The organism is Colwellia psychrerythraea (assembly GCF_000764225.1).
GTDB lineage: Bacteria > Pseudomonadota > Gammaproteobacteria > Enterobacterales > Alteromonadaceae > Colwellia > Colwellia psychrerythraea_D.
The window spans coordinates 59,624-76,646 of record NZ_JQED01000007.1 but is presented as its reverse complement, the minus strand read 5'-3'; the positions used below and the strand labels follow the sequence as shown (position 1 = coordinate 76,646).

At 37.3% G+C, this 17,023-nt stretch carries 13 protein-coding genes and 6 tRNA genes; all 19 read right to left on the bottom strand.

Translation table 11 applies throughout. The annotated features are described in order from the left end of the window. Positions 1-54: 54 nt before the first annotated feature. Positions 55-438 carry a bacteriohemerythrin gene (locus ND2E_RS16155; RefSeq protein WP_033092907.1) on the bottom strand — a complete coding sequence of 128 codons (384 nt, stop codon included), beginning with the start codon at positions 436-438 and terminating at the stop codon, positions 55-57. Between the two features lie 327 nt (positions 439-765). Beyond that, positions 766-2,919: a GGDEF domain-containing phosphodiesterase gene (locus tag ND2E_RS16160; RefSeq protein ID WP_033092811.1), complete on the bottom strand. Its 2,154-nt coding sequence runs from the start codon at positions 2,917-2,919 to the stop codon at positions 766-768. A gap of 508 nt (positions 2,920-3,427) precedes the next feature. Continuing rightward, a tRNA-Ser gene (locus ND2E_RS16165) sits at positions 3,428-3,517 on the bottom strand. A 244-nt stretch (positions 3,518-3,761) separates the two neighbouring features. Then, positions 3,762-4,820 (bottom strand): quinolinate synthase NadA, encoded by a 1,059-nt coding sequence (nadA, locus tag ND2E_RS16170; protein WP_033092810.1) that lies wholly within the window; start codon positions 4,818-4,820, stop codon positions 3,762-3,764. A gap of 299 nt (positions 4,821-5,119) precedes the next feature. Next, positions 5,120-5,195, bottom strand: a tRNA-Lys gene (locus tag ND2E_RS16175). 36 nt (positions 5,196-5,231) lie between these two features. Continuing rightward, positions 5,232-5,307: transfer RNA gene (locus tag ND2E_RS16180), tRNA-Lys, on the bottom strand. Between the two features lie 43 nt (positions 5,308-5,350). Then, positions 5,351-5,426, bottom strand: a tRNA-Lys gene (locus ND2E_RS16185). 35 nt (positions 5,427-5,461) lie between these two features. Then, positions 5,462-5,537, bottom strand: a tRNA-Lys gene (locus ND2E_RS16190). A 107-nt stretch (positions 5,538-5,644) separates the two neighbouring features. Continuing rightward, positions 5,645-5,720, bottom strand: a tRNA-Lys gene (locus ND2E_RS16195). A gap of 172 nt (positions 5,721-5,892) precedes the next feature. Continuing rightward, complete coding sequence (ybgF, locus tag ND2E_RS16200) at positions 5,893-6,684, bottom strand: tol-pal system protein YbgF (protein WP_052056271.1); 792 nt, start codon at positions 6,682-6,684, stop codon at positions 5,893-5,895. A 33-nt stretch (positions 6,685-6,717) separates the two neighbouring features. After that, complete coding sequence (pal, locus tag ND2E_RS16205) at positions 6,718-7,272, bottom strand: peptidoglycan-associated lipoprotein Pal (RefSeq protein WP_033092809.1); 555 nt, start codon at positions 7,270-7,272, stop codon at positions 6,718-6,720. 64 nt (positions 7,273-7,336) lie between these two features. Next, complete coding sequence (gene tolB / locus ND2E_RS16210) at positions 7,337-8,695, bottom strand: Tol-Pal system beta propeller repeat protein TolB (protein WP_223303550.1); 1,359 nt, start codon at positions 8,693-8,695, stop codon at positions 7,337-7,339. Between the two features lie 122 nt (positions 8,696-8,817). After that, on the bottom strand, positions 8,818-9,762 hold the full coding sequence (gene tolA / locus ND2E_RS16215) for a cell envelope integrity protein TolA (protein ID WP_223303545.1): 945 nt from the start codon (positions 9,760-9,762) through the stop codon (positions 8,818-8,820). Position 9,763: 1 nt separating this feature from the next. Continuing rightward, the gene (gene tolR, locus ND2E_RS16220) at positions 9,764-10,189 is read right to left on the bottom strand and encodes a protein TolR (RefSeq protein WP_033092807.1); all 426 of its coding nucleotides are present in this window, start codon (positions 10,187-10,189) and stop codon (positions 9,764-9,766) included. Positions 10,190-10,198: 9 nt separating this feature from the next. Further along, a complete protein-coding gene (gene tolQ / locus ND2E_RS16225) occupies positions 10,199-10,885 on the bottom strand; it encodes a protein TolQ (protein WP_033092806.1) in 687 nt (228 codons plus the stop codon). Then, the gene (ybgC, locus tag ND2E_RS16230; protein WP_033092805.1) at positions 10,875-11,309 is read right to left on the bottom strand and encodes a tol-pal system-associated acyl-CoA thioesterase; all 435 of its coding nucleotides are present in this window, start codon (positions 11,307-11,309) and stop codon (positions 10,875-10,877) included. The genes tolQ and ybgC overlap by 11 nt, the downstream gene beginning before the upstream one ends. Positions 11,310-11,543: 234 nt before the next feature. Beyond that, positions 11,544-13,340: a DEAD/DEAH box helicase gene (locus tag ND2E_RS16235; RefSeq protein ID WP_052056270.1), complete on the bottom strand. Its 1,797-nt coding sequence runs from the start codon at positions 13,338-13,340 to the stop codon at positions 11,544-11,546. Between the two features lie 421 nt (positions 13,341-13,761). Continuing rightward, the gene (locus tag ND2E_RS16240; RefSeq protein ID WP_033092804.1) at positions 13,762-14,364 is read right to left on the bottom strand and encodes a hypothetical protein; all 603 of its coding nucleotides are present in this window, start codon (positions 14,362-14,364) and stop codon (positions 13,762-13,764) included. Positions 14,365-14,476: 112 nt separating this feature from the next. Beyond that, positions 14,477-16,885, bottom strand: a complete 2,409-nt coding sequence (locus ND2E_RS16245; RefSeq protein WP_033092903.1) for a Lon protease family protein — start codon at positions 16,883-16,885, stop codon at positions 14,477-14,479. Positions 16,886-17,023 lie beyond the last annotated feature (138 nt).

The window sequence follows — 17,023 nt, the reverse complement described above, 5'->3', positions numbered from 1 at the left end:
TTATCAATCCGATTAATCACATATATTGCACGGAAGCACTATGTGAGCAGTAAACTAATTAGCAAGATATTTAGGATCCTCAACTTGAATATGATTAACTAGCCAATCATTTAGAAAATACAGTAACTCCAAAGAAATCGTGCCTATTCTTAATGATTGTTGCTTTATTTTTTCAAGCTCATTGATAAAAAATTGATGTTCATTTTTATGTTGTTCAATATTACTGATAGAAAGCGCGGTAAAAAACTGTTCTTCTTCATCAAAGTGATATTTTGTGTAATCTTGAAGCTGATCAAACAGAGGCATAATCACCTCTAAATCACTCTCATTTTCAGATGCGATGTAAATCTTATTCATTATCTCAAAGAGCTGTTTATGTTGAGTATCTACCGTATCGATCCCAATAGAATAACTATCTTTCCATAGTACTTGTGTCATGGTGCATCCTATAATGTCTTTGAACAGATTATATACGCTAAGGTAAACTCTTAAATTGAAATTCCACTACACTTTGATTTAAGACAATGTTCTAGTAGGGTTTTACATAAACTTATTTATTTATTTAAGCGTTATCTTGACGCTCGGATACAAGCTGAATTATTAATTTTTTTGAGTGGTCTTCGATAATGATAAAACAATCAATTGCGATTGTAATAATGTCAGCAAAGTTCACCTAACCTATTGCTTTAGAGATTCTTCTTATCAATAATCAAGAAACCGCTCTAAACGAGCTAACTACTGTAAATCTAATGAAGTCCTAATTCGTTAATCATATTTGAAATCAATTAGATACTGAGGAAGCAACTCTGGTAACAATGGCTTTGAGAAATAATAACCTTGAATATAATCACAGCCTAATGAAACAAGCATATCAACTTCTTGTTTTAATTCGACCCCTTCGGCCACAACAGTGATACCAAGTGCTTTAGCCATAGAAATAATGGCTGACACCAGAACAGCATCCCCCTCAACCTTAGTCATTTCAGAAATAAAACCTCTATCTATTTTGAGAGTATCAATTGGAAATCTACGTAAATAGTTTAATGATGAATAACCTGTACCAAAATCATCTAATGCTATAGTACAACCGGCATTTTGCAGTTTATTAAGCAGAGTAATACATCTATCATTCTCAGGTGCAAGAACACTCTCAGTTAGCTCAAAACAAATGCTTTCAGGACTAAGATCATATTTTTTTATCGTATCAAGCCATGAAGCATCATTAACACCTGAGCTGAACTCATAAATAGAACGGTTCACATTGAAAACAATATTAGTAAAGCCTTTATTATTAAGATTGCACAATTCGATGCAGGCAAGGTTTAGAACCAAATCTCCTATTTTTGATATCAGGCCAAATTTCTCAGCTGTCGGAATAAAATCTGCCGGAGAAACCCATGAACCATTCTTATTCCAACGGATAAGTACTTCGAATTTAGTAACCGACTTATCCTTTAAAGACACTATAGGTTGGTAAACAACACAAAAATCATTGTTTTCGATAGCTGACTCTAACGATAACTTTAACTGTTCTTCTTTATTGGCTTTATCAGATAATAGTTGACTATAAAATTCATAAGAGTTTCGTCCATTATCTTTAGCTGCAAACATTGCTTGCTCAGCTCTTTCAAATAATCGATGTACATCCTGTGCGTCTTGTCTAAAGCATGCTACACCAATACTCAACGTTATTTTTGTATTAACACCTTCGATAACGAAAGGCTGCAAAAATGCATCCGTCACTTTATTGATAAAATATACTATCGAATCTTGATTAGCTAAATGGTTAATAAATAATGCAAAATTATCACCACTGGTGCGTGCAACTATATCGCTCGACCGAATCAATGACTGCAGCCTACTAGATACTTGCATAAGAACTTCATCACCAAATGCATGACTATAAAGGCTATTAAATTTATTAAAAAAATCAATATCTATAACGAGTAATGCTGCTGGGGTAGTAGACTCCAGTTGATTTGAGTATTGAATTATTGATCTTTCGATAAAGGTGAATAATGTCTTTTTATTGGCCGTTTTGGTTAAGCCATCATATGAATCTTGAAATTTCAGCTTTTCTTTTGCTATATATTGCTCAGTTATATCAGAAAAGAAAGCGGTGTAATGTGTTAACGCATTCGAATCATCAACGATAGCAGTAATGGAAAGCCACTCTAAATATTCACTACCATCTTTACGTTTGTTCCAAATCTCACCTTGCCAATGGCCTTTTTCATTTATATCCGACCACATATTTTGATAAAAAAACTGACTTTGCTTACCAGAATTTAATACATTAGGTGTTTTGCCTTGTAAATCAGTTAGTGTGTAGCCAGTCATGCGCGTAAAAGAAGGATTGATATACGTGATGAACTTGTCTTTATCACATACCATGATAGCTTCGTGAGTATTATCAATAATTTTATTAGAGAACTCTATTTTTTTTAAGTAGCTACTTTTGTGTAATTCTTTCTCTATCAATCCAGAAAAAAGTAAGAACAACGTTTCTACTTCCAGCACATTACTAATACTCTCTTCAAACAGAGCGACCAAAATAGCACTTACTTTTCCTTTACTCGTTTTTAGAGGAATGCCGACATAACCATTAATTTTCATATCCACGAGTAATTGGTCATCAGGATACAAATGTTGAATATTACAGCGATGAGTACAAATAGAGTCATTTGAAACTGAAGCGCAAGGGGAGGATTTAAGTGAGTAAGTAAAGTTATCTACTTTTTGTCCTCTATTCGCTACAGCAATAGAGGTGGCATTTACTTTAGCATCATCAATGTTCGCTATAAAAACAAAATCTGCATCAATAGCACGACTAAGTGATAAGCAGATTTCATCAAAAAAATTATTGCTATTAATGTCTGATATACTTTTTACGATACTGGTAATTCGATGAACATTCATAAAGGCTTTTCACTCAGATACACTTTCATAAGAAAGTCAAAATAATAATATTTTATCTAAAAAAGCCCTCTTCATTTGATGGCTCACTACTAAGTTATATAATATACCAAGTTAATACCCTTAATAATATGATGGGTATCAACAAACATCTGTTTACTAACACTGTTTGTTGATACGCACTTAGAGCAATAGCTTTGTTCGCCTATCATCCAACGTAATATCAAAATTGATTAAATACTCTCTTTCGGAGGCATATTCAAGCTGACTGCAGTCTACAATCGACAGTAAGTTTGTATGAGAGCCCGCCATAAATAATTCTTGCAATTGTGTTTAATCACTTTATCCGAGAAAGTTAAGGTTACAAGACATTTTGTGACTCAAAGAGAATTGAGTGATTAATTTTGTAGTAGAGCTATCAGGCTTACTTTGCTTCTATTGGATTAATTGAACGGATGTTTCTAAAGCTTAAAACGAAAAAACCTCTGATAAATCAGAGGTTTTTTTAATATGGCGGTGAGCGAGAGATTCGAACTCTCGAAAGGGATAAACCTTTACACGCTTTCCAGGCGTGCGCCTTCAGCCACTCGGCCAGCTCACCAAATTTGTTATGATATTTAAGATGTTATCTTCATCACGGCGTCTGATTTATTCATATTCTAAATCTTAAGTGAAAAACATATTACTTTTGTGATGCTCTTTCTAGCTGTCACTGTTTTGCACTATATCGTCAGCAGGCGCTATGGTAGAAAAAAAGCCCTGCTGGTGCAAGGCTATTTTAATTTAATCGTTGATAAATGGTTTAACTGCTGTTTATTTATCCATAAATATCAAAAATAGCTAAACTATGCATTACCTTTTACTTTTAATTTATTATCCGCGGCAAAGTTAAGCATTCTATTTAAAGGGATTAATGCTTTTTCAGCTAAACGCTCATCAACATGGATTTCTCTACCTACAGGACTAACTAGTGCATCATGAATTGATTTAAGACCATTCATTGCCATCCAAGGACAATTTGCACAACTTCTACATGTTGCACCATTACCGCCCGTTGGAGCGGCTACAAATGTCTTCTCTGGGTTAGCTTGTTCCATTTTATAGAAGATGCCTTTATCGGTAGCAACGATAAAGTGTGTGTTTGGCATTTCTTGGCTTGCCTTAATCAACTGACTTGTTGAGCCAACCGCATCAGCCATTTCAACAACATTGGCAGGTGACTCAGGGTGAACTAGAACTGCAGCATCTGGATATTGTTGTTTTAAGTCTCGAAGCGCATTTGCTTTAAACTCATCATGCACGATACAAGCGCCCTGCCACATCAGCATAGTAGCACCTGTTTCTTTTTCTATATATGAACCTAAGTGACGATCAGGTCCCCATAAAATAGGCTTACCTTCACTTTCAAGCATATCAACTATCTCTAAAGCAATGCTCGATGTAACCACCCAATCCGCTCTGGCTTTTACTGCTGCGGAGGTATTAGCATAAACAACAACCGTATGGTCAGGATGCTCATCACAAAAAGCAGAAAACTCATCAATAGGACAGCCGAGATCTAAGGAGCAGGTTGCTTCAAGTTCAGGCATTAGGACATTTTTTTCTGGAGTCAAGATTTTAGCGGTTTCACCCATAAATTTAACACCAGCAACAATTAAGGTATCTGCAGGGTGCTGATTACCAAAACGGGCCATTTCTAGAGAATCAGCAACACAACCACCTGTTTCTTCAGCAAGCGCTTGTATTTCAGGATCAGTATAGTAATGCGCAACCAACACCGCATTTTTTTCAATTAAGAGCAGTTTAATTTTCTCTATATATTGTGCCTTTTCATCACTCGCTAAAGGCTTTGGTTTAGCTGGAAATTGAAAATCAAAATCTACCGCAGTATTACTTACACTCATGGATTCTCTCTAATTCAGGACACGTAAAAACGCGGCAATTATAAGGGAAATTGCTACTAATGTGTAGTAGAGAATAGTTTAGGCAAACGTTAAAAGGCCTTAGCTTTAATGAGTAGAGTTTATTTTAAAGAGATATTGGTGAGTTTTATAGATATTCATAATATTAGGAGTGGTCGACCGCATAGAGTTTGAACCTTCGTATCAATTCAGCTTAAACGATTAAAACCTTTGTCTTAATGCTTAGATATTTTATTTCAGGGAGTAGGTAAGGTGGTTTTCGGTAGTTAGAATATTAGGAGTGGTCGGCCGTGAAGGATTTGAACCTTCGACAAATTGGTTAAAAGCCAACTGCTCTACCAGCTGAGCTAACGGCCGTTCCTAATAGTGTGTAAATGGTAAAAACTCTTGAATTGGTCGGCCGTGAAGGATTTGAACCTTCGACAAATTGGTTAAAAGCCAACTGCTCTACCAGCTGAGCTAACGGCCGATTCAAGATGTACACTTACAAGATAACACTTCAAACTTAGAATTGGTCGGCCGTGAAGGATTTGAACCTTCGACAAATTGGTTAAAAGCCAACTGCTCTACCAGCTGAGCTAACGGCCGATTCTAAATTTTAATAAATGATAAAATACTTAAATTGGTCGGCCGTGAAGGATTTGAACCTTCGACAAATTGGTTAAAAGCCAACTGCTCTACCAGCTGAGCTAACGGCCGATTCAAGATATTTATTCAATTTACTTGCTCCACAATCTTATACGATAGGGAGGCTTTTTTTCAAACTAAAACACAACTTTGACAAGTCAGTACTTTAAGTTAGAAATTGGTCGGCCGTGAAGGATTTGAACCTTCGACAAATTGGTTAAAAGCCAACTGCTCTACCAGCTGAGCTAACGGCCGACACACATTGAGTCACTGCCTCAATGCGGGGCATATAATACTCATAATTTATTTAAGTGCAACAATAAACTTCGTTTTTTTAAATATAATTTGCTGTTCGAGCAAATTCTCAGCAATGAGCTAGTTTTATCATCAACAAAAAGCAAATCACGTCTATTAGACTATGAATATTTTACTTGGTTAAACTAGCTAAACGTGGCTTGCCAAGTTTTGCTGCGGTTGATTTTGGATATTCTTTTAATAACTGCTGATAAGTCGCAATTGCTTTTTGAACATCGTTTTGCTTTTGAGCAACCATTGCAAGTTTCAATAGTGCATCAGGACGCTTGGTAGAGTCTTTGTGTTTATTAACAACAATACCAAACTCTTGGTTAGCTTCATCAAGCTCGCCTTGATTAAAGAGTAATTGACCTAACCAGTAATGGGCATTAGGCGCATAACTGGAGTTTGGAAAGCCTTTATTAAATGCTCTAAACTCTACAATAGCTTGTTTATAACGTTTATCTTTTAAAACAAGATTAAGTGCTCGGTCATAACTTTCGTTTTCAGTTAAGTTATTACTATAACTAGTAGCATTTACCGCGGCATTAGCTGTTGATGCTGAGTCAGTAGGTACAGCAGCTCTTTTATTTGTTGATTCGAGTACTTCATTCACTCGTCTATCAATTTCTTTATAAAGCTCTCGTTGGCGCTCTAATACTTGACTTAACTTGTGAGTATGTAATTCAGTTACGCCCCGAAGTTCATTTACTTCAGTTTGTAATTGGTACAATTGGCGTTGAATATTAACTTGGGCCTTATTACGAGAGTCTAACTTACGTGACAAGGTGGTTAATTGCTCTGTTAACGCAGATGAATCAATAGAATTGGCGTTAACATCAATGACTGGCGCTTTAGCTACAGCTAACGCACTAACGGCGCTAGCTGTAAACATCATGCCAAATAAAACTTTATTTAGTTTCATTCAGTTACCTGCTTATGTGAGGCTTATCAAGTATTAGTAAACTAAAACCGCACGACGGTTTTTAGCAAAAGCATTTTCACTGCGTTCTTTTACCATTGGTTTTTCTTCACCATAGCTAACTACAGTCAATTGGCCTGCAGCAACACCCATATTCTCTAAATAGGTTACTACTGACTTAGCACGACGCTCACCCAATGCAATATTATATTCAGGCGTACCACGTTCATCAGCATGACCTTCAATTAATACTTTTACATCAGAGTTAGCGTTTAAGAATTTAGCATGCGCATCTAAAATAGCTGAATACTGTTCGTTTACATTTGAAACATCAAAATCAAAATAAACGATATGTTCTGAGCGTAATTTTGCTAACTCTTGACGTTTTTGTTCTTCAATTTCTGCAGCACGTTTAGCGGCAGTAACTCGTACAGCTTCTTGAGCTTTTCTAGCATCTTCAGCATTTTGAGTAACTTGGGCATTAGTATCAACTTGGCTTTGCTCATCAGTGTCAGAGTTTGAGCTACAAGCAGATAGAATGGTAAGAGGTAAAGCAATTGCTAGGCTTTTTACTATGTTATTAAAGCGCATTTTATTATCCTTTGTTCTAAAATTATAAGTTAAAATTCAATTAGTTATTTTGTATATCTTATTATTATAAAAATGGTGACCAAGCAGGTGCTTTCACTTGACCATCAAGTGCAGGCAATCTTGCTTTAAAGCGACCATCAACCGACACTAGACCCAATACTTGTCGATTATTATGTAAGGTACTGTATATGATCATACCACCATTTGGTGACACACTTGGCGACTCATCTAAACGCGTTTCAGTTAACACCTGGAATAATCCAGACGCGACTTCTTGCTTCGCTAAACGGTATTTACCGTGTGTTCTGTTGACCATAATTAGCTGTTTACCATCTGGTGTAATTGAACCTCCTAGGTTCATTTCACCATCAAAGGTTAAACGTCTTACTTTCCCCCCGGCTAAATCTACGCGATATAGCTGTGGTTTTCCACCCCGTTCTGAACTAAATATCAATGAATTACCATCAGGCGTCCAACTTGGCTCAGTATCAATTGCCCTATTACGTGTTATACGACGTAATTTCATAGTGGCTAAATCCATAACATATAAATCTGGGTTGCCATCTTTTGACAGCACCATTGCCATGCTCTTTCCATCGGGAGAAAAACGAGGTGCACTGTTTATTCCGTTAAAAGAACTAATTGATTTACGTTCTCCAGTATAAATGTCAATGCTATGGATTTGAGCTTGACGATTTTCAAAAGAAACATACGCTAATTGATCACCATTGGGATGCCAAGATGGTGACATTAAAGGTTCTTTAGAACTTAACAATACATGTTCATTAAAACCATCATAATCAGCAAAAGCCAGTTGGTATGGATACTTTCCTTGATCGCGAACAATAACATAAGCAATTTTGCTTAAAAAAGCACCTTTGCTTCCCGTGAGCTTTTCATAAATAACATTACTGATACTATGCGCATAACGGCGTGCTTGGTTCAGTTGAATATTTGCACTGCTCTGCGCTAAAATATGGTCTTTAGTATTAACTAATTCACCATTACTAAGCATTGAGGCCTCACCGCCAGTAATCTGTCCGCGGATCACATCAACTAACTGGTAGCTAACCTGATAACGCCCCGGTGCAATCTCATTAATATCACCTACAACAACCGCCTCAGCGCCGAGAGCAGCCCATGCACTGTAATCGATACTTTTAGCATCAGTGAGCGTTTGTGGGAATTTATTAATAGCAATGGGACTAAACTTACCACTGCGCAATAAATCATCACTAATAACTTTCGATAAAAGCTCTGGACGTTCACCGGTACCCGTCCAGTTAAACGGCACAATAGCTATTGGTCTTGCGCTATCTACACCGCCGGTAATGACTATTTCTAATGCTGCCATTGTCTTCATAGAAGTTAATGCAATCAGCGCACTAAATATAATGTTTGATAATAATTTCATATTTTTAATCTTTTTCCTTTAAACAGCTTGCTGAATTGCTATTAATTTAACTGGTTTAATGTTGCAATAAAACCATATAACTAAATACAGTCTTATACTATCTATTAAAATTTACTGATAAATAATATCCGTCAAAACTTGGGCTCTACAGTAACAGCAATCTCCCGCATTTCTTTAAATACTTCCGGGTCTTTAGATACGGGTAACATACCCGCTTTACCAATAGCTATATTCGCAGCATCACAAACGACTTTATCGCCTCGCCCTATTCTAACTTCAATTACAAACCCCGAAGGTGCAAGGGTAATAGTTAATCGACATGATTTATCAGCCATAGTACTGCGGTCTGTAATCATATACTGATTGATACGTTGTGTAATCAATGCTGAATAACGTTGTACTTCAGTCATCACTTGTTGGTGTCTTGCTTTATTACGGGTTGCCATTTCATTAGCCATTTGCTCAGCTAACATAGCATCTTGAATAGCTTTTTCTTTTGCTGCTATTTCTTGACGTTTTCGTTCGGCTATTTTCTTAAGACGTAATTCCTCTGCTTTTTTAGCATCCGCTTCTTCTTTTAAGCGTTTGCTTCTGGCAGCAGCTGCAGCTTTTTCAGCAACTTGTTTCTCTTGCTCTTTTTGCTTACGTACTTTCTCTGCTTTAGCGGCTTTAGCCTTCGCTGATTTAGCGGCTTTATCTGCCTTAATTTTTTCTTGTTCTTTTTGCTTGCGTTGTTTCTCTAGTTTTTTAATGCGCGCTTGTTCTTGTTCACGACGCTTTTTAGCATCTGACGCACGTTTTTCAACGGCCTTCAGTCGCTTTTTCTCAGCATCACGCTCATTAATTTTTTGTTTTTTAATCTTATTTACTGCTTGTTCAAACTTTGCCTGATCAACAACCACTGCCTTGATCGGCTCAACTGACTGGCTTGATGGTGTCGGTAGAGGTTTAGGCTCTGAAGAAAAGTCTCCAGACAATAAACCGACAAGTAAGATAACATGCAACGCGAGACTCAAACACACTGATTTGAAATAAGGTGAATTCATGTTGAAACGAGAAGTTGACTGCTGGGCCACGCTATTCTCCCACCGAATCTGTCATTAAACCAACAGAAGGCACACCCGCAACACTTTGCAGCATAACCATCAGTTGTATCACGGCATCATATGATACAGCGCCGTCACCGTTTACAACCACGGGAGTGCCAGGTTCAACGGCTAGGTGTGCTTTAACTAAGACAGCCACTTCTTCAGCAGACATTGGCTCTTTGTCATTAGCACCTACAGTTAAGTAATAACGCCCTTGAGCATCAACACTAGCGACTAGCGGAGTTTTACTATCTTCATCAAGAGGCTCAGCTTCAGCCTGTGGCAAGTCGACTTTTACCCCTTGTGTTATTAAAGGCGCAGTAACCATAAAAATAATTAATAATACCAACATTACATCAATATATGGCACCACATTTATCTCAGCCACTTTGCGGCGTCTAACTCTTTGGTACATAGTAAGACCCTATTTAGCAGATTGCTCAGCGGCTGATTGACGTTGTAAAATACTTGAAAATTCATCCATAAAGTTACCGTAGCTATTTTCAAGTTTCTCTACTTTATGGCTGAAGCGGTTAAACGCCATAACCGCAGGGATAGCAGCAAACAACCCCATTGCTGTTGCAATTAATGCTTCAGCAATACCAGGTGCAACCATCGCAAGTGTGGCTTGTTTTACCGCACCGAGTGCAATAAAAGAATTCATGATGCCCCATACAGTGCCGAATAAGCCAATATAAGGACTAATTGAACCTACGGTTGCCATGAAAGGTAAATGTGTTTCTAGGCTATCAACTTCACGTGATAAGGCAACACGCATCGCTCTATGTGTACCATCAACAATACTTTGAGAATTATCAATATGACTTTTTCTCAAACGAGCAAACTCTTTAAATCCCGCAATAAATAAACTTTCAATTCCTTGTATTTGTGGTTTTGCACAGGTTTCACTATATAACTTACTTAAATCTGCACCACTCCAAAACTTATCTTCAAATGCTTTTAATTCTTCTGCTGCAGTACGCAATATTTTTTTACGCTGAAAGATCATTGCCCAACAGACAATAGAAAAAGTTAGTAACACAAGCATTACAAATTGTACCAATATACTTGCTTCTAAAAACAAGTGGAATATAGATATTTCAGCTGACACGTTTAAACGCTCCTAGTATTAATTCGGGAATAGCACAAGGCTTATTTTGACTAAAATCAACACAAGCTATGCGTATTTGAGCAGTACACAATACTTGTTTTTCTTGATTGGTTATTTGTTGTTGAAACACTAAACTTGCCCGTTTCAAGGTTATTATGGATGAACTCACCTTAAGTAAATCATCGAGTTTTGCCGAGGCAATATTGTCCATTTCAACTTTTCTGACCACAAAACCTAACTTTTGTTTCAAAAATACTTCTTGGTTTATACCTATTTCTCTCAACCACTCTGTTCTAGCGCGTTCAAAAAACTTTAAGTAGTTCGCATAATAGACAATACCACCAGCATCAGTGTCTTCATAATAGACACGAATAGCTAAATGGTGGGCTGATTCAACGTTTGATAGGGATGTTACTTCAGACATTACTATTAGAATAATTTATATTGTACTTTGGGGCTATATAGTAATAGATAAAGTAATACCCAAACAAGGTGACTGAGATAAAAACTTACACTTTTTAGCATAAATAATGGTAAAAGTGCTTTTCTTATAATAAAAAAGCAAAAGAGGCACCATGAGGTGCCTCTTTTGTTTTACCAACTTGCATAATGAAGAGTTCACTCCATTATGCAAAAGGTGGTACAGCTAGCCTATCAATTATGTATGACGTGCTGCTTTTTCAGTACGGCGACTTGGACGTTGTTGGCTTACAACAGCTTCATCAGAAGTCGTTATTGAAAGAGGTTGACGACGAACACGCACTCCTTTCAACTGATTAAACAAGTCTGTTGGAATACCTTTTGGTAACTGAACGAAACTATGTTTATCATGTAAATTAATCGCACCAATGTAGCTACTATCAAGCGAAATTTCATTAGCTATCGCGCCAACAATATCTCCAGGACGAGCGCCATGCTCTTTACCAACTTCTAAACGGTAAGTCTGCCAATCAACATCACTACGATTCACTTTAGCTTTACGTGGTCTTTCTTCACGATTGCTACGGTCATTGCGATCATTACCGCGACTATTACGATCGTTACCACGGCTGTTACGGTCATTACCGCGGCTATTACGATCGTTGCGTTCGCGAGCATCACGTCGAGGTTTAGGATCTTCTTTTGGTTGAAGTGGTTGCTTCACTTGCTTTTGGAAAAGTAATGCTGCAGCAAGATCAATCATTGAAACTTCTGACTCTGCAGCCATGCCTTCAACAATTTCACGCATAGCTGAGATATCTTTATCTGCAACAATTTTAGCTACTTCAACACGTGTACGTTCAATACGTATTTTACCAATTTCTTGAATGTTTGGTAATTGGTAATCAAGAACAGTACCTGATGTTAAACGCTCGTAATGACGAATTGAGTACATTTCACGTGGACGGACAAATGAGATTGACATGCCTTCACGACCAGCACGACCAGTACGACCTATACGGTGAACATACGCTTCGTTATCACCAGGCAAGTCATAGTTAACAACTAATGAAATACGAGGAATATCTAGGCCACGAGCAACAACGTCAGTAGCAACTAAAATAGATGATTTGCCTGATTTCATTTGATCAATACAACGTTCACGTTGTGCTTGGTTCATATCACCATTTAATGCAAGTGCTGGATAACCTGCACGTTCTAATTTTTCCGCTACATCAACAGTATCGTTACGAGTACGAACAAAGATAATCATTGCATCATAGTCAACAACTTCTGCTATTCGCTCTAATGCAGTCATTTTAGTGATGCCGCTAACTTTCCATGCATATTGAGTAATGTTAGCTTTGGCTTTTTTAATCGCAGCCACTTTAATGTGTTCAGGATCTTTTAAGAAGCGGTTAGCTATTTTACGAATTGCTGGTGGCATTGTTGCAGAGAACAAACACATTTGAGTTGTTTTAGGTAAGTGATCCAAAATCCATTGGATGTCTTCTAAAAAGCCCATGTTTAACATTTCATCAGCTTCATCAAGAACACATACACGTAGGGTATCTAACTTAAGGCTTTTACGACGTAAATGATCCATTAAACGACCAGGTGTACCAACAACAACCTGCGCTCCACGCTCTAGTTGTTGAAATTGTGGTCCATATGATTGTCCACCGTACAAGGTAGCAACACGTAAACCTTTCATATCTTTACCGAAAGACTCAATAGCTTCAGCAACTTGCATTGCTAATTCACGTGTAGGTGCTAATACCATTAATTGTGGTTTTCTAATTGATGTGTCAATTTTTGCTAATGCAGGTAAACCAAACGCGGCAGTTTTACCTGTACCTGTTTGTGCTTCACCTAAAACATCTTTACCTACAAGTAATGGCGGTATAGTACGTGCTTGAATATCGGTAGCAGAGGTGAAACCAATAGAAAGAACAGCAGATAATAAATTTTCAGGTAAGCCTAAAGAGGCAAAAGCTACAGGTTCAGTCACAGTTTCAGTTTTTTTATCAGTCATAAATAATTTTCATCTTCGCAAGGCAGGCATTTCTTGAGCATAATTACTTGGGCGTAATTTTAAAAATCAATCACAAAGCTACTGCCAAATTAACGGGTGTTAATTAGCTGCACTTATTAGCATTTGATTTAATTTGCTAAGTCTTAACCTGCGTAAAATATATACGAGGAAACCACCAGGAAGACTTAAGGCGCATAACGTTCTATTGACGCTATATTTCTTGCTAATTCTAGGGGCGAATTAGCTGGGAAGTCTATTGGGCGGTAAAACCCCACTCATCTCAATATACTTATACATCCATTAAACTATCGCTAGCTAGTATAAGTAAGTCGCTTATTGGACTAACGTTGGCTGAAATTCATTCAACCTGTTATCGAGGCGCGCATTATACAGAGATATCATGAGTTGACAAGAACTTTAATTAAATAACGTCTTTATAAAGTTTGGAATATTTTGCTTGATGGGAGTGGAAAAGGAATTTCCTCAATGCCTCTTTCCCTTCTTGTAGATCTTTAAATTTAGCAGCAACAATATTTTTATCGTGTCTAACTAAGTCGAGCTCCAATTTAAGAGGCTCTTCCCCAGCTAAACTCATTTCAAATGAATACTGCTTCAAATCAAGATAATTATCATCTGAATTAGGTACTTTTAACGTTAATCCTGTAGCAGACAGTGATAAAACTTCAATTTTTTGACCATGAAAAATGTCAATAATAGCGACATTTTTTGGTGTTTTCATCCGCCAACTACGTTCATTACCTCTGACATCAATTATTTCAGGGGTACCTAATTTAGGTGAAAAATCACCTTCTTTATTAATAGATAATGATACAGGAAACCATAATTGGTAATGACTAATTTCAGCTAATAACGTTAATTTACTCCCCACTAACACTTGTTTTAAATTCTGCGGCACACCTTTTTGCACCGCAAACTTGTGGGGGGAATCGGTATTGACGGCATCGGTTGATTTTTCAGCAAAAATATTGTTGAAAAATTCTAATTCTTCGGTCGAAAATTCCACTTGAATACCATGCTTGTTAATTGTTTTGTTTTATGACTATAACAAAAGCACTAAATAAGTACAATTTTCGACCAACACTGTCTACATATCAACTACCTAACCTTGGTTGGTATTATTCTTCAGGCCCGTTCAGTATGTCGGAAAAGTTCTCTAGTTTATCTAGTGCTAAACCATGAATAGATTTACGTGGATAGCGACCTGTTTTGCTAATAACACCGGCATCAACATTCATCAATAACTCCAGCGCTTGGTCAATGCTTTCAACAGCGTATATCGCAAATTCTCCACGCGATACTGCATCCATCACTTCATCATTTAGCATTAAGTTAATAACATTAGTTTTTGGAATGATGACGCCTTGCGTCCCTGTTAAACCCTTATCTTTGCATAGCTGGAAAAAGCCCTCTATTTTCTCATTAACTCCACCAATCGATTGCACTTCTCCGTGCTGATTGATTGAACCAGTTATTGCAAGACTCTGGTCAATTGGCAATAAGGTAATCGCAGAGATCAGAGCACAAAGTTCAGCCATCGAAGCGCTATCTCCGTCAATGTGCCCATAAGATTGTTCTATAGCTATATTGGCAGAAATATTTACTGGAAAAGTTTGCCCGTATTTATGACCTAAGTATCCAGTCAACAGTAATACACCCTTAGAATGAATCGACTTACCTAAATCGACTTCTCTTTCGATATCAGTTACTCCTTCACTGCCGGCATAAACGGTTGCCGTTATTCGCGCAGGTGTACCAAAAACACTATCACCTATTTCAAGTACAGTTAAGCCATTCACCTTGCCAATAAAACTACCTTCGGTATTGATCAAGACTTGTTGCTCTTTTATTTCACTGAGCCATGTCTCACTTAATCTGCCGATGCGACGCTTTTTGGCTGCTTGTGCTAAAGCAATATGTTGTGCTGTTAAAGGACCTTGACTGCCATGCTTTTGCCAGCAGTAGTTTGACTCGTCTAAGAGATCATTTACCTGCACAATATTTGCTGATACTTTGTGTTTATGCTCACCTCGTCTAAGTGCATAACGAACTAGCTCTAATACCGCTTCGTCACTTACTTCTGGGTAATTATATTTATCGGCCCGTTGTCTGATTAATTGTCCAAAGGCAATTAAATTACTGTCAGTTTTATCAAGATGACGATCAAAGTCGGCTAAGACTCTAAAGAGCTCGGTAAATTCTTGGTCGTAATCTTGTAGGGTGTAATATATTTCAGCATCCCCTAGTAGTACAACTTTAACTTGCAGAGGTATTTTCTCAGGTTGTAAGCTATATCCACTCGGCGGGCTATATTCAGAGTAAGGATTTTCAATGGTAATTTGTTGAGTTTTTAACGCTAATTTCAAGCGTGACCACACCATGGGTTGGCTTAATACTTTGTCAGCATCTAATAATAAATAGCCACCATTAGCTTTATGCAATGCACCGGGTCTGATCAAACGGTAGCTGGTATAGCTACTGCCTTGAAAACTTGCAAAGTCAACATGACCAAATAAATTTTGATAGGTAGGGTTTTGCTCATAAACAACAGGCGCCCCTTTGCTATCATCACGTGGCACAAGTAGGTTCGGTAAAAAGCGTTCGACCATTAATTTACGTAATTCTTTATCAGTAGGGGTATCATCGGATTCAGTGACTAAAATCTCTAAGACAGCGTCCACTACATGATTTTTTACTTTACCTAAATACTCTAATACCCCCTCATTGTTACTAAATTCTTTTTCTAATTCAGTTAAGTAAGGTTTAATCGCTTTTTCAGCAGTATCATTTTTAAGTTGTCGTAATTGGTCAAAAGAAATTCGTTTCCATAACGGTAACTCTAATAATTGCTCAGAAAGTACATTCTCTAATTCATTTAGTGACTTATAGAAATTAGTTCTGTCGGTTTCATTTAAGTTTGCAAACTCTTTATCATTTAAAGGCTTGCCATCTACTAAAGGTGAAAAGCCAACTTCACCATTTTCTTCATATAAAACGACATTTTCTTTTAGCGCAAGTTCTTCAACCACTGAAATGGCTTGGTCATATTTTTGATTAAACTCGCGATCTATAGCAGACTTCTGTCTTTGGTAACCTGGATTATCAAACACCTCGGGAAATAAGCTGATCAAACCATCAATAAATTTGTTCATACTTATTAATAACTTTTTGCCATCGCCTGGTTTAACCGACAATGTTAACGGAATATGGCTTTCATCAAAATTATTGGTATAACACCATTCATCAGGAGCAGTCTTAGTCATGGCGAGCGAGGTCAACATTTGTTTGATTAATGTTTGTCGCCCTGTTCCATGCTCCCCCATCGCAAAAACATTAAAACCAATAGCAGACATAGATAAACCAAATTCCAACGCCTCTTTTGCTCTTTCATGACCAACAAACCCTTGTGCGCCAAATTCATTGCTTGTGCTAACAGGCTTTTTGTTATTTGAAAATAGTGAAGCTGATAAAGGAGAGGTTAAGTCATCAACACCCAAACGGGTTTTATCTGTAAGGTAAGTAGGCATTTTAGTCATATAAATCCTTTAAAGAGCGTTATTGAGTCACGCTCCTAATAATGAAATGATCGTACTTAACATATTTAAATTAATATATAAAAATTAACTTGTAGAAATATGCGTATCGAATTTTGGCGCTAGTGTACT

Bases quoted from the DNA above. Each gene is read 5' to 3' on its own strand.
- nadA (WP_033092810.1), bottom strand. From the start codon at position 4,820: ATGAGTGTAAGTAATACTGCGGTAGATTTTGATTTTCAATTTCCAGCT.
- ND2E_RS16160 (WP_033092811.1), bottom strand. From the start codon at position 2,919: ATGAATGTTCATCGAATTACCAGTATCGTAAAAAGTATATCAGACATT.
- tolR (WP_033092807.1), bottom strand. From the start codon at position 10,189: ATGTACCAAAGAGTTAGACGCCGCAAAGTGGCTGAGATAAATGTGGTG.
- ND2E_RS16235 (WP_052056270.1), bottom strand. From the start codon at position 13,340: ATGACTGATAAAAAAACTGAAACTGTGACTGAACCTGTAGCTTTTGCC.
- pal (WP_033092809.1), bottom strand. From the start codon at position 7,272: ATGCGCTTTAATAACATAGTAAAAAGCCTAGCAATTGCTTTACCTCTT.
- ybgC (WP_033092805.1), bottom strand. From the start codon at position 11,309: ATGTCTGAAGTAACATCCCTATCAAACGTTGAATCAGCCCACCATTTA.
- ND2E_RS16155 (WP_033092907.1), bottom strand. From the start codon at position 438: ATGACACAAGTACTATGGAAAGATAGTTATTCTATTGGGATCGATACG.
- ybgF (WP_052056271.1), bottom strand. From the start codon at position 6,684: ATGAAACTAAATAAAGTTTTATTTGGCATGATGTTTACAGCTAGCGCC.
- ND2E_RS16245 (WP_033092903.1), bottom strand. From the start codon at position 16,885: ATGCCTACTTACCTTACAGATAAAACCCGTTTGGGTGTTGATGACTTA.